This is a genomic window from Eikenella glucosivorans (genome assembly GCF_016025525.2).
GTDB classification, from domain to species: domain Bacteria; phylum Pseudomonadota; class Gammaproteobacteria; order Burkholderiales; family Neisseriaceae; genus Eikenella; species Eikenella glucosivorans.
Genome location: NZ_JACSGR010000009.1, coordinates 39465 through 52790, shown reverse-complemented (window position 1 = coordinate 52790; position 13326 = coordinate 39465). Strand labels below are relative to the sequence as shown.

The window sequence follows — 13326 nt, the reverse complement described above, 5'->3', positions numbered from 1 at the left end:
ATTCAGCGCCCGGAAGCAGCGAAGACGCGAACTATACGCTACCCAAACTACAACTGTCAAATACTAAAAAATAAAAAATCACCCAACCCCACCTAAATATCAAAATTATCAGGAAATTTAATTTCAACCCCTGCCTTCTCCTAGCTTGCATACTGCCGGCTGCCCTTTCCCGCGCAAGCGGCGTAAAATACGCCTTACTCTATTTTTAAGGTTGCAAACCATGAATTTCCCACACCGCCAAGTACCCTTTTCCCGCCCGCGCCGCATGCGTAGAGACGATTTTTCCCGCCGCCTGATGCGCGAGCACGCCCTCAGCACCGACGATTTGATCTACCCCGTATTCGTGCTGGAGCAAGGTTCTGTCAACGAGCCCATCCCCTCCATGCCCGGCATTGAGCGCCAAACTTTAGATAACTTATTGCACCAGGCCGAGCAGGCCTGCGAATTGGGCATTCCCATGCTGGCCCTGTTTCCCGCCGCCGTGCCGCACAAAGATTTGACTGCCAGCGAAGCCTATAACCCCGAAGGCATCGTGCCGCGCACCGTGCGCGCCCTGCGCGGGCGTTTCCCCGAATTGGGCGTGATGACCGACGTGGCACTCGATCCCTATACCAGCCACGGCCAAGACGGCCTGATTGACGAACACGGCTATGTGCTGAACGACGAAACCGTGGAAGTGCTGATCAAACAAGCCCTGTGCCACGCCGAAGCCGGCGCACAGGTCATCGCCCCCTCCGACATGATGGACGGCCGCATCGGCGCCATCCGCGAAGCCCTGGAAGACGCCGGCCACATCCACACCCGCCTGATGGCCTACTCCGCCAAATACGCCTCCGCCTTCTACGGCCCGTTCCGCGATGCCGTGGGCAGTTCCGCCAACCTGGGCAAAGCCGACAAACGCACCTACCAGATGGATCCTGCCAACAGCAACGAAGCCCTGCAAGAAATCGCGCTCGACCTGCAAGAAGGCGCCGACATGGTGATGGTGAAACCCGGCCTGCCCTATCTCGACATCGTGCGCCGCGTGAAAGAGCAATTCGGCGTGCCCACCTATGCCTACCAAGTGTCCGGCGAATACGCCATGCTTCAGGCCGCCATCCAAAACGGCTGGCTCGACGGCAGCAAGGTTATCCTCGAAAGCCTGCTCGCCTTCAAACGCGCCGGCGCCGACGGCATCCTCACCTACTACGCCATCGAAGCCGCCAAACAACTGAAGCAGCAGCGCTAAGCAGCGGCACAACAAAAGGCTACCTGAAAATCGGAAACGGATTTTCAGGTAGCCTTTTCTATGCTTGGTCTACACACGCCCCATCAAGCGATTGATCCCCGGTAAACCGTTTTCAGGTAGCCTCAACCTCCCCGCAGGCTACCTGAAAACCTCGGATCCTCCCTAAGCAAACCGAAGCAAACATTGCCAACCGTGCCGCGGCAGCCCAATTATGCTCAAAGGCTACCTGAAAACGCAGCGCAGCGGAGTTTCTGCGAAGCTAAAAATTTCAGGTAGCCTTTTGTATGCCCGCACCGCCAAACGCGGCGGCCATCACACGCCCTGCTTCAGGCTCGCTTCGATGAAGTCGTCCAAATCGCCGTCGAGCACGGCTTTGGTGTTGCCGGTTTCGTGGCCGGTGCGCAGGTCTTTGATGCGCGAGGAATCGAGCACGTAGGAGCGGATTTGGCTGCCCCAGCCCACGTCGGCCTTGCCTTCTTCCAGCGCCTGTTTTTCTTCGTTGCGCTTGCGCATTTCCAGCTCAAACAGTTTGGCGCGCAGCATTTCTTCGCACACGCGGCGGTTGTCGTGCTGCGAGCGGCTGTTTTGCGATTGCACGACGATGCCGGTGGGGATGTGCGTCATGCGTACGGCGGAGTCGGTTTTGTTGATGTGCTGGCCGCCGGCGCCGGAGGCGCGGTAGGTGTCGGTGCGCACGTCGGCGGGGTTGATTTCGATTTCGAAGCTGTCGTCCACTTCGGGGTAAACAAACACGGAGGCGAAGGAGGTGTGGCGTTTGTTGTTGGAGTCGAAGGGGGAGTGGCGCACGAGGCGGTGCACGCCAGTTTCGGTGCGCAGGAGGCCGTAGGCGTATTCGCCTTCAAGGCGGATGGTGGCGCGGTTGATGCCGGCGATTTCGCCGTCGTCCTGCTCCATGATTTCCACTTTGAAGCCTTTGCGCTCGCCGTAGCGCACATACATGCGTAAAAGCATGCCGGCCCAGTCTTCGGCTTCGGTGCCGCCGGCGCCGGCGGTGATGTCGATGAAACAGTTGTTTACGTCGGCGGGCTGGTTGAACATGCGCTTGAATTCGAGCTCGGCCATTTGCGTTTCCAGCGCGGCCACGTCGGCTTCGATGGCGGCAAAACCGCCTTCGTCGTTTTCTTCGAGCGCCATCTCAATGAGCAGGCGGTTGTCTTCGATGCCGCCGGCAATGTTGTCGAGCGTGAGCACGATGCCTTCGAGCACTTTGCGCTCTTTGCCGATTTCTTGGGCGCGTTTGGGGTCGTTCCAAAGCTCAGGATCTTCGGAGAGGCCGACCACTTCTTCGAGGCGGTCTTTTTTGCCGTCGTAGTCGAGATAAACGCGGATTTCGCCGCTGCGTTTTTCCAAGTCGGCTAGGGTGTGGTTGAGCAGGTTGATGCGTTCGGCTTCCATGATTTTTGTCTTTTGCTTAATCGAATGCGCGGATTGCAGGGCGCGTATTGTAACAGATTAGGCTACCTGAAAAATGGGGTCTTCGCGCAGGAAGGTGCGGTTTCTGCAAAGCTAAAGGCGCAAAGGCAGTTTCATATGGGCCGTTTCCGTTTCAGGTAGCCACTGCCTTTTCCGTGCAGCAAACGGCGGGTACGCAAAAAGGCTACCTGAAACGGTTGAACCATTTTTCAGGTAGCCTTTGCTTTACTCTGCCAAGCCTACCGTGCACGCTATTTCAGGCAAAGCAGGCCGGACGGATTTAGCCGTGCAGGGCACGTTTGTCCACGGCCAGTGCGGCTTCGTGCACCACTTCCGACAGGGTCGGGTGCGCGTGCACGATGCGGGCGATGTCTTCGCTGCTGGCGGAAAATTCCATGCCCACCACGCCTTCGGTGATCAGTTCGCTCACCATCGGGCCGATCATGTGCACACCCAAGATGCGGTCGGTTTTGGCGTCGGCCAGGATTTTCACCGTGCCTTTGGCCTTGCCCAAGCCCATGGCACGGCCGTTGGCGGCAAAGCCGGAGGTGCCTTTTTTGTATTCCACGCCCTCGGCTTTGAGCTGCTCTTCGGTTTTGCCCACCCAGGCGATTTCCGGATCGGTGTAGATCACCCACGGGATGGTGTTGAAATCCAAATGCGGTTTCTGGCCGGCAATGCGTTCGGCCACGGCCACGCCTTCGTCGCTGGCTTTGTGCGCCAGCATCGGGCCGCGCACCACATCGCCGATGGCCCACACATTGGGCAGGTTGGTGCGGCATTCGCCGTCCACCACGATGAAGCCGCGGTCGTCTTTTTGTAGGCCCACGGCTTCGGCGTTCAGGCCGTGCGTGTTCGGCACGCGGCCGATGGCTACGATGAGCTTGTCGAACTCGGCGGTTTGCGCCTCGCCCTTGGCGGTGGTGAATTCAACGGTCACTTTTTCACCGCTGGTAATCTTATTCAGCTTCACACCCAGCTCGATCTTCAAGCCCTGTTCGCGGGTGAAGTATTTAAACGCTTCTTTGGCAATCTGCTGGTCGGCAGCAGCCAGGAACACCGGCGAAGCTTCCAGGATGGTTACTTCCGAGCCCACGCGGTTCCACACGGAGCCCATTTCTAGGCCGATCACGCCGGCGCCGATCACGCCCAGCTTGGCCGGCACTTCGGTCAGGTTCAGCGCGCCTTCGTTGTCCAACACGTTTACATTGTCGATGTCCACCAACGGCAGCGGGCGCGGGGTGGAGCCAGTGGCCACAATGATGTGCTTGCCTTCCACGGTGGTTTTTTCGCCGCGGTCGTCCACTTCCAGCTGCCAGAAATCGCCGTTTTTGCCCACGAAGGAGGCAGTGCCGAACAGGCTGGTTACCTTATTCTTTTGAAACAGGAATTTGATACCACCGGTGAGCTTGGTGACGATGCCGTCTTTGCGCTCGATCATCTTGGCGGCGTCGAACTTCACCTCGCCCACGGTGATGCCGTGCGCGGCAAAATCGTGCTGCGCGGCGTGGAAATGTTCGGAAGACTGCAACAGCGCCTTAGAAGGAATGCAGCCCACGTTCAGGCAGGTGCCGCCCAAAGCGGGGGCGTCGCCGGCCTTGTTCACGCCCGCGTCGATACAGGCGGTTTTGAAACCCAGTTGGGCGGCGCGGATGGCGGCAATGTATCCGCCGGGGCCTGCACCGATTACCACTACGTCAAACTGAGACATTTGCTTACTCCTTATTTAGGGTGAAAACGAAAATACGTGTTGAAGGGAAACAGCCGGATCAATCACTGCGCCTGCCGGGCGGCGGAGGCATCGGCATTCGCCTGGCTGGGGCTGAACACCGACTCGCTCTGCTGAACATATGATTGGATGCGGGTAACGGCTTGCTGCATCGTTTCCCAATCCTCTTTGATTTCCGACAGCGGCACAGGTTTGCCTTCGCGGTTCCAAGCCGAAATGATGGGCTCGCCACCGCCGCTGCTCGGCATAATCGTGCTGCTCATCCGAACGCCGTTGGGATAGTAGGTATCGAGCAGCAGGCTCTTGCCGTCGGCTGCCGCCCGTCCCCACATCATCGGTTTGCCGTCGTCATACAGGAAAACGGCGTCGCCGCCCTGCTCATCTTGCTCGGCACCGCGCGCTTGGGCGACAGCCTTGCCGTCGCGGTAAATCACCGTCCACGAGCGGGTTTGCCCGCCCGACATATCGCTGGCGGAAACAACCGAACCGTCTTCCGCCACCCACACCACCAGGCCGTCGTTCACCTCGGCGGAGAAATTCCTCACATCGGCGCCCTGCTTCAAAATAGCCGGCAGAATCTGCGGTTTGCCGTTATCTTGATAGAAATCCTGCACCACCAGGCGGCCATCTGGCATTTTGCCCAACACTTCGCGGTAGAAGCCGCCGGCCACGGGTTTGTCGGCGGGTTGGGAATCGGTGCCGAAATACACTATCTGTTTTTCGGCGGCAGGCTCGTAGCCGGCCACGGCTTTCTGCGCCAGCGCTTCCAGCTCTTTAACATCGGCGGGCAGAGCCAGCGCCGGCACTTGTGCCGACGCCTCGGCGGCATGGTTGGCCGCCGCGGAAGCCGCCGCGGCCGCGGCGGCCGGCTGCTTGGTTTCTGAAGGGGTGCACGCCGCCAGCAACACGGCTGCGGCTGCAATGGAAAACAGTTTATTCATAGGTGTTCCGCCTATCTGGTTGGAAATATTTGCGGCTGCCTGCTCGGCCGCCATTAGTGGTTGCATTCTAAAGCCTTGCCCTTCAAAAATCCATAGTGGGCACTTGGCCGATTTGTCTAACTGTCCCGTTCTGGCAAGCGGTTGCAAAAGAGGCTACCTGAAAATGTTCCCGCCTGGGGCAGGATATTTTTCAGGTAGCCTCTATGCCGTACCGGCGGCTTTAGCGCAGGTGTTTGTTCATCAAATAGTTCACGCGCTGGAGGTTGTCGCGAATCGGGGTTTGCACGTCGGCGGCGGTGGCGCTGCTGCCGTCTTCTTTCCAGAATTCGGTTTTGGCGTTGCTGTCTTTGCCGGTGGTTTGCATCAGCTTGTTGCCGTTGGGGTAATAATAAGTGCGGACGAGGCCGTTTTCGGTTTTGTCGTCGCGCATGGCAAACAGGGGCTTGCCGTCGTCGTAGAAGCCGTTCAGCTCGAAAACGCCTTCTTTTTCGTCGGGCTCGCCCACGATGCTGAGGGCGAGGCGGCCGTTTTCGTTATACATGCCGGCGCGCAGCTGTTTGCCATCGCGGATTTCGGAGAAGTTGGTGAGCCGCCCTTCGGGGGTGTACCACACCACCAGGCCTTCGATCACTTCGGAGCTGAAGTTTTTCAGCTCGCTGTCTTTGCCGATGATCACGGGGCTGATTTGCTTGGTGCGGCTGTCTTGATAGAAATCCTGCACCACGGCGCGGCCTTCGGCAGTGCGGCCGAGCAGGATGCGGTAGTAGCCGCCGGGCATGGCGCGCTCGGCGGGGTCGCCGTCGGCGTCGTAGTAGGCGATGATGTTTTCTTGGGCTTCGCGCTGGCGCACGGCTGCGGCAGCCTGGTTGGTGCGCGCGGCGAGCTGGTCGGCCTGGGCGGGGATGGCGTCGCCGCTGCCGGTGGCGGCGCAGGCGCCGAGCAGGGCGGACAATACGGCGGCGGTGAGGATGTTTTTCAACATGGTGCAATGTTCTCCTAGGGGAAAATAGCTGAGTGGCGCGCAGTCTACACCAAAAGGCGGGCGCTGTGTTTAATGCGGATGCAGCAGGCTATTTTTATTGAATATTTTGGCGGGATGGTTTTAACTTCGTTGAAGCTCACGTTTTCAGGTAGCCTTCCTCCGGCATAAAAGGCTACCTGAAGAATGATTGGCCATGAGATAACTGTTTTTCAGGTAGCCTCTTTGCTGATGAGGCTACCTGAAAACGTGAGCTTCAACGAAGTTAAAACCAACGCAGCGAGTTTCTGCGAAGCTAAAACAAGCAAAGCGGGTTGCCGGGCAACTCAAACTCATCCCCCGCCCTGCACAGGCAGCTTGCGCCGCACCAGCCACACCAGCCCGAGCACCGGCACGCCCAGCAGCGCGGTGAACAAGAAAAAGCCGTCATAACCGATTTGGTTCACGATGCTGCCCGAATAGCCGCCCAGCGTTTTGGGCAGCAGCGTCATCAGCGAGCTGAACAGCGCGTATTGCACCGCGGTAAACCGGATGCTGGTGAGCGAAGAGAGGAAGGCCACAAACACCGCGCTGGCCAGCCCGCCCGCCAAATTGTCGAAGGCCACCGCCAGATAGAGGAAGGGCAGATTGTGCCCCTGCCAAAACAGCAGGATAAACAGCAGATTGGTGGCCGAAGCCAACACCGCGCCCAGCATCATCATGCGCATCACAGCAAAACGCTGCGCCAACACCCCGCCGAAAAAGCCGCCCGCAATCGACATCAGCACGCCAAACGTTTTCACCGCGCCCGCAATCTCATCCTTGCTAAAGCCCATATCGGCATAAAACACATTGGCAATCACCCCGGCCACGATATCCGAAATCCGATACAGCCCGATCAAAGCCAACAGCAAGGCCGCATGCCGCCCGTAGCGCCGGAAAAAATCCGCCAGCGGCGACACCCAAGTTTGGCGCACCGCCTCGCCGCGCACCAGCCGCAACGCCACCAGCAGCCGCGCCGCCAAAGCCGCCGCCGCCAGCGCCGCAGAAAGCCGCAAGCCCTCCAGCAGCAGCGAGGCCAGCGGCCCCGAATTTTCAGGTAGCCACCCGCCCGCCAGGCGGAACACCAGCACAAAAGCCAGCACCGCGCAGGCAAACAAGCCCACCAGCCGCGCATTGTCGCCCAACGCCGCGCCCGCCGGCCGCTCGCGCCGCACCGCCGGCTCGCGCACCCACAGCGTGGTGAGCACACCCGCACCCATGGTGGCCGCCATCAGCCAATAAGTGTTGCGCCAGGCCGCATACAGATAATGCCCCTTCTCCGAGCCGAAACCGCTGGCCAGCCACAGCGCGCCTGCACCCGCCACAATCATGCCCACACGGTAGCCCGCCGTGTAAGTGGCCGACATCACCGACTGCATGCCCGCATCGCCCGGCGCGATTTCGATGCGGTAGGCATCGATCACCACGTCCTGTGTGGCCGAAGAAAAGCCGAGCAGCACCGCCGCAGCCGCCATCCAAGGCAGGGCCGCCGCCTGTGCCGGATCGAGCGCAGCCATCGCCAAAATCGCCGCAACAATCAGCCCCTGTGAGAGTAGCAGCCAGCCGCGGCGCTGCCCCAAACGGCGCGTGAGCCACGGCAGCGGCAGCGCGTCCACCAACGGCGCCCAGATGAATTTGAAGGAATAGCCCAGCGCCGCCCAGCTGAACATGGTAACCGTGGCACGGTCCACCCCCGCTTCGGTGAGCCACAGGGAAAGGCTGGAAAAAATCAGCAAAATCGGAATCCCCGCCGCAAAGCCCAGCAGCAGCATGGCCGCTGCACGGCGGTCGGCATAGCCCGCCCAGGCGCGCCGTTTGGGCGTTTGGCTGTCGGCTGTGGCTGGGGAATCGGCTGGGTGTTGGCTGGATGACGTCATGGCAATATTCCGCACGCGGGCAAAACGGGAAAACGCGGCATTATAGCGCGTTTGCTTCGGTGGCAAGATTGGGCAAAGGCTACCTGAAAACGCCGGTTTCAACCAAGTTAAAACCGGAAAACCGTTTTTCAGGTAGCCTTTATCAATCATCTGCAAGCAGGGGCACGAACCGCTTCGGCAGCTCCTACTTATTCCCCGCCCTGCTCTTCTTCCCCTTCTGCGGCAGGCAGTTCTGCGGCGGGATGATCCGCCTCCATTATTTCTTTCAGGTAGCGGTAGAGAGCGCGGAAGTGTTTGGGCGGTTTGGCCTGCTCGCGCTCTTTGCGCGTGTTGCGGATGAGGGTGCGCAGCTGGCCGGCTTCGGCGGCGGGGTAGTCGCGCAGGAAACCGGTGAGCGCGTCGTCGTGTTCCAGCAGGGTTTCGCGCATCTGCTCCACGCGCTGCAAGAAGGCGTTGTAGGCGGCGTGGCTGCCTTGCAGCTTGTCGAGGAATTCGCGGATGGGGGCGGGATCGAGGTCGCGCATGAGGCGGCCGATGTATTGGGTTTGCCGCTTGAGCGCGCCGTTGCTGTGGATTTTCCTATACATGGCAATGGCTTCGCGCAATTCTTCGGGCAGTTCGATTTTCTTCAGCGTGTCGGCGGAGAGGCGGGCGAGCTGCATGCCCAAGTCCTGCAAATCGTGCATTTCCTGCTTGCGGCGGGTTTTGCTCACCCATTCTTGTTCTTGTTCCTGCTGGCTGCTTGGCTGCTTGTGCATGGCGGTTTCCGTAAAAAAGATGGCGGCATTTTAGCAAAGTTTGCGTGCGGCGGCTTTCGGGCTACCTGAAAACCGATATGTGGCATAATCCGCGTTTTGCTTCCGAACGGATTTTTCAGGTAGCCTCACACCTAAATTTATGGATTATCTCAAACACATCGCCACCCTCTATCAGTTCAAGCCCCCCTGCGGCCTGCCCGAAACCGAAGTCTACGCCGCCGAGCAACGCCTGGGCATCCGCTTTCCCGCCGTGCTGCGCGAATATCTGCTCGCCTTGGGCGGCAGCAACGCGGTCAATCAGTCGTTCAACCGACTGCTGCCTTTGGCGGAAATGGATTTTGGCCAGGATTATCTGGTGCTGGCAGAAGAAAACCAAGGCGTGTTCCTGTGCGGCATCGCTAAAGCCGACTTGCCGCAGGACAACCCGCCCGTCCACATCGGCTTTTACGTGGGCGAAACAGGCGGCTACGAATGGCAGCCGCACCTGCCCGATACCCGCGCCCTGCTGCTGGAACTGGCCTGCACCAACGCCGCTATGGGCGGTCTGCCCTACTGCGCCAATATCATGGACGAAGAATCGGTAAGCACCCAAGCCATGCAGTTTATCCAACAAAACCGCGCCGAAATCGTCGAACTGCGCCAAGAAAACCAACGCTTCTACACCGACGGCTTCCACGAAATCATCCTGCTCTGCTTCGCCAAAAACGGAAACGCCGGCGGCGTGTTTATCGGCACCGCCGAGCAAGAACGCTTCGATGCTCTACTCGAACTGTTCGGCTGGGATAACTGGCTCTACACTTCCTATGACGATGAAGAGTAAACCGCCAATATTTTCAACTTCGCAGAAACTGCGCTTTAGCTAACACAAAAACCCAGCCTTGGCTTCGCCAAGACAGCGTTTTTTCAGGTAGCCTTTTACCGAAACAGCCTGATATTTTTAGAAAGCACACCCATGAACATCACCCAAATCCTCTCTCAAGAACTCTCCGCTACCGCCGTACAAATCACCGCCGCCATCGAGCTTTTGGACGACGGCGCGACCGTGCCGTTTATCGCCCGCTACCGCAAGGAAGCCACGGGCGGGCTGGATGACACGCAGTTGCGACAGCTTGCCGAGCGGCTGCAATACCTGCGCGAATTGGAAGAGCGCAAAGCCGTTGTTTTAAAAAGCATTGAAGAACAAGGCAAACTTTCAGACGACCTTAAGGCACAAATCGAAGCCGCCGACAACAAAACCGCGCTGGAAGACCTGTATCTGCCCTACAAACCCAAACGCCGCACCAAAGCGCAAATCGCGCGTGAACACGGTTTGCAGCCGCTGGCGGATTTGTTGTTGGAAACGCAGCCGCAGGACGTGGAAGCCGCCGCGCAGGATTATCTCAACGAAAACATCCCCGATGCCAAAGCCGCATTGGACGGCGCACGCGCGATTCTGATGGAGCAGTTTGCCGAAGACGCGGAACTCATCGGCACGCTGCGCGAAAAATTGTGGAACGAAGCCGAAATCCACGCGCAAGTCGTTGAAGGCAAAGAAAACGAAGGCGAAAAATTCAGCGATTATTTCGACCACCGCGAACCCGTGCGCACCATGCCCAGCCACCGCGCGCTGGCGGTTTTGCGCGGCCGCAACGAAGGCGTGTTGAACATCGCACTCAAATATCAGCCGGACGACACACCGATTACGCAGCAAAGCGAATACGAGCAAATCATTGCCCGCCGCTTCAAAGTTTCAGACGACCACAAATGGCTGCGCGACACCGTGCGCCTGACTTGGCGCGCGAAAATCTTTTTGTCGCTGGAACTCGAAGCCCTAGGTCGTCTGAAAGAAGCCGCCGATACCGACGCGATTACCGTGTTCGCCCGCAATCTCAAAGACCTGCTGCTCGCCGCGCCCGCCGGACGGCTGACCACACTGGGCCTCGACCCCGGCTACCGCAACGGCGTGAAATGCGCTGTGGTCGATGATACGGGCAAGCTCTTGGATACCGTCATCGTCTATTTGCACCAAGAAAACAATATGTTGGCAACGCTGTCGCGCCTGATTAAACAGCACGGCGTGAAGCTCATCGCCATCGGCAACGGCACCGCCAGCCGCGAAACCGACAAAATCGCGGGCGAACTGGTGAAAGGGCTACCTGAAATGGGGCTGCACAAAATCGTCGTGTCCGAAGCGGGCGCGTCCATCTATTCCGCGTCCGAACTGGCGGCGCGCGAGTTCCCCGATTTGGACGTTTCCCTGCGCGGCGCAGTGTCCATCGCCCGCCGATTGCAAGACCCGCTGGCGGAACTGGTCAAAATCGACCCCAAATCCATCGGCGTGGGGCAGTATCAGCACGACGTGAACCAATCGCAGCTTGCCAAATCGCTGGACGCAGTGGTCGAAGACTGCGTGAACGCCGTCGGCGTCGATGTAAACACCGCCTCCGCCCCGCTCTTGGCGCGAATTTCCGGTTTGAATCAAACCCTTGCCCAAAACATCGTTGCCTACCGCGACGAAAACGGCGCGTTCGACAGCCGCAAAAAATTGCTGAAAGTGCCGCGTTTGGGCGAAAAAACCTTCGAGCAGGCGGCAGGATTCTTGCGGATTAACGGCGGCAAAGAGCCGCTGGACGCGAGTGCCGTTCACCCCGAAGCCTATCCCGTCGTCGCCAAAATGCTGGTGCAACAAGGCATTACCGCCGCCGAACTCATCGGCAACCGCGAGCGCGTCAAGCAAATCAAAGCGTCCGACTTTACCGACGAACGCTTCGGTCTGCCCACCATTTTGGACATCCTGTCCGAGCTGGAAAAACCCGGCCGCGACCCGCGCGGCGAGTTTCAGACGGCCTCCTTCGCCGAAGGCATCCACGAAATCAGCGACTTGCAGGTCGGCATGATTTTGGAAGGCGTCGTTTCCAACGTCGCCAACTTCGGCGCCTTCGTGGACATCGGCGTCCATCAGGACGGCTTGGTGCACATTTCCGCACTGGCGAACAAGTTCGTCCAAGACCCGCGCGAAGTGGTCAAAGCGGGCGACGTGGTAAAAGTGAAAGTATTGGAAGTCGATGCCGCGAGAAAACGGATTGCGCTGACCATGCGGCTGGATGATGAAGCGGGCGCGGAAAAACGTAGCAGAAGGCTACCTGAAAACGAGCGGAGCGAGTTTCCGCGCGGCAAAAACGAACGCGGCGCAAACCGTTCAGGCAGCCTGAAAAACGGCAAACCGCCGCGCGAAAAGCAGCCTGCCAATTCGGCGATGGCGGATGCGCTGGCGAAATTGAAGCGTTAAAACCACCGCTTCACCTCAACAAAGGGCTACCTGAAAACCGAAGCATGGTTTTCAGGTAGCCTTTCTTTGCCCCATCCATCATTCAGGCAAGCTCACCCCTTCAGGCGCTGCCCGATCCTGTTCCACAGCCCGCGCAGCAAATCGATGTCTTCGCGGCTGGGTGAAGCGCGGTCGAACAGGCTGTGCAGGCGGCGCATCATGCGCTCTTGGTTGCGGCGGTGGGCAAAGCCGGTTTGCTCGATGATTTGCTCCAGGTGGTCCACCATGCCGTGGATCTGCTCGTGGGTGGCGGGGGTGTGCTCGTGTGCCAGCCGGTTCACGCCCACGCCGGTTTGGCTGAAAATCTCGTAGCACACCACCTGCACGGCCTGCGCCAGGTTGAGCGAGAAATAGGCGGGATTGCCGCTGATGGTGAGCAGGCGGTTGCAGCGCTGCACTTCGTCGATATTCAGGCCGAAGGTTTCGTTGCCGAACACGAGGGCTACCTGAAAACCCTGCCGCGCGGCCTGCAGCAAATCGGGCACCAGCTCGCGCGGCGTGAAGAGCGGGGCGGAGAGCTCGCGGCGGCGGCTGGTGAGCGCGCAGCTGAGCACGGTGCCGGCCAGCGCCTCATCCAGCGTGGCCACGGTTTCCGCCTGCTCCAGCACGTCGCGCGCGCCGGAAGCGAGGATGAAGCTTTCTTCCGGCAGCCGGAATTCGGCGGCGCGCCCGGCATCGAAGGCGGGCGGCTCGGGCGTCATCGGCGTGGCCATCAGATTGGGCGCCACCAGGGTGAGGCGGCTCAAGCCCATGGTTTTCATGGCGCGGGCGGCGGCGCCGATGTTGCCGGGGTGGCTGGTGCGCGCGAGCACCACGCGGATGTGGCGCAGGTAGTCGGGAGGGGCAGGAATGTTTGTTGTATCCATCAGCTTTTATTTGCTTTTTTGTAAAACTGGGCACGCATGACGCGCTGGTTTATGCAGGGCAGTTTGGCGGCTTGCCAATTTTCGCTGCGCTGCGTTTAACTGCACATTTAACTGCGTTGGAGCAGACGTTTTCAGGTAGCCTTCCCTGCCCGCACCCAATGTCCTGTGCTTGGTTTCGCGCGGGGT

The 13326-nt window shown here is 59.4% G+C and carries 10 protein-coding genes; 3 read left to right on the top strand and 7 right to left on the bottom strand.

The features are described 5' to 3' along the window. The first annotated feature begins 220 nt into the window (after positions 1 to 220). Positions 221 to 1228 (top strand): porphobilinogen synthase, encoded by a 1008-nt coding sequence (gene hemB, locus H9Q10_RS11620; RefSeq protein WP_197904149.1) that lies wholly within the window; start codon positions 221 to 223, stop codon positions 1226 to 1228. Positions 1229 to 1540: 312 nt separating this feature from the next. Here the strand turns inward: hemB and prfB are convergent, their stop codons facing one another. The 6 genes from prfB to yjgA all read right to left on the bottom strand — a co-directional run bounded on the left by prfB (position 1541) and on the right by yjgA (position 8967). Beyond that, positions 1541 to 2644 (bottom strand): peptide chain release factor 2, encoded by a 1104-nt coding sequence (prfB, locus tag H9Q10_RS11615; RefSeq protein ID WP_197904148.1) that lies wholly within the window; start codon positions 2642 to 2644, stop codon positions 1541 to 1543. Positions 2645 to 2942: 298 nt separating this feature from the next. Then, a complete protein-coding gene (gene lpdA / locus H9Q10_RS11610) occupies positions 2943 to 4373 on the bottom strand; it encodes a dihydrolipoyl dehydrogenase (RefSeq protein WP_197904147.1) in 1431 nt (476 codons plus the stop codon). 62 nt (positions 4374 to 4435) lie between these two features. Continuing rightward, positions 4436 to 5332, bottom strand: a complete 897-nt coding sequence (locus tag H9Q10_RS11605; protein ID WP_197904146.1) for a hypothetical protein — start codon at positions 5330 to 5332, stop codon at positions 4436 to 4438. Between the two features lie 220 nt (positions 5333 to 5552). Continuing rightward, entirely contained in the window at positions 5553 to 6314 is a 762-nt protein-coding gene (locus H9Q10_RS11600; protein WP_197904145.1) for a hypothetical protein, read from the bottom strand. A 329-nt stretch (positions 6315 to 6643) separates the two neighbouring features. Next, positions 6644 to 8209, bottom strand: coding sequence for an AmpG family muropeptide MFS transporter (locus H9Q10_RS11595; protein WP_197904144.1), 1566 nt, complete (start codon positions 8207 to 8209; stop codon positions 6644 to 6646). A 188-nt stretch (positions 8210 to 8397) separates the two neighbouring features. Next, entirely contained in the window at positions 8398 to 8967 is a 570-nt protein-coding gene (gene yjgA / locus H9Q10_RS11590; protein WP_197904143.1) for a ribosome biogenesis factor YjgA, read from the bottom strand. Positions 8968 to 9106: 139 nt separating this feature from the next. Here yjgA and H9Q10_RS11585 point away from each other — a divergent pair, with 139 nt between their 5' ends. Together H9Q10_RS11585 and H9Q10_RS11580 are read left to right on the top strand one after the other, a co-directional pair. Beyond that, positions 9107 to 9787, top strand: coding sequence for an SMI1/KNR4 family protein (locus H9Q10_RS11585; RefSeq protein WP_197904142.1), 681 nt, complete (start codon positions 9107 to 9109; stop codon positions 9785 to 9787). Positions 9788 to 9919: 132 nt separating this feature from the next. Further along, the gene (locus H9Q10_RS11580) at positions 9920 to 12235 is read left to right on the top strand and encodes a Tex family protein (RefSeq protein WP_197904141.1); all 2316 of its coding nucleotides are present in this window, start codon (positions 9920 to 9922) and stop codon (positions 12233 to 12235) included. A 92-nt stretch (positions 12236 to 12327) separates the two neighbouring features. Here H9Q10_RS11580 and H9Q10_RS11575 read toward each other — a convergent pair whose 3' ends face one another. Continuing rightward, the gene (locus H9Q10_RS11575; protein ID WP_197904140.1) at positions 12328 to 13140 is read right to left on the bottom strand and encodes an RNA methyltransferase; all 813 of its coding nucleotides are present in this window, start codon (positions 13138 to 13140) and stop codon (positions 12328 to 12330) included. Positions 13141 to 13326 lie beyond the last annotated feature (186 nt).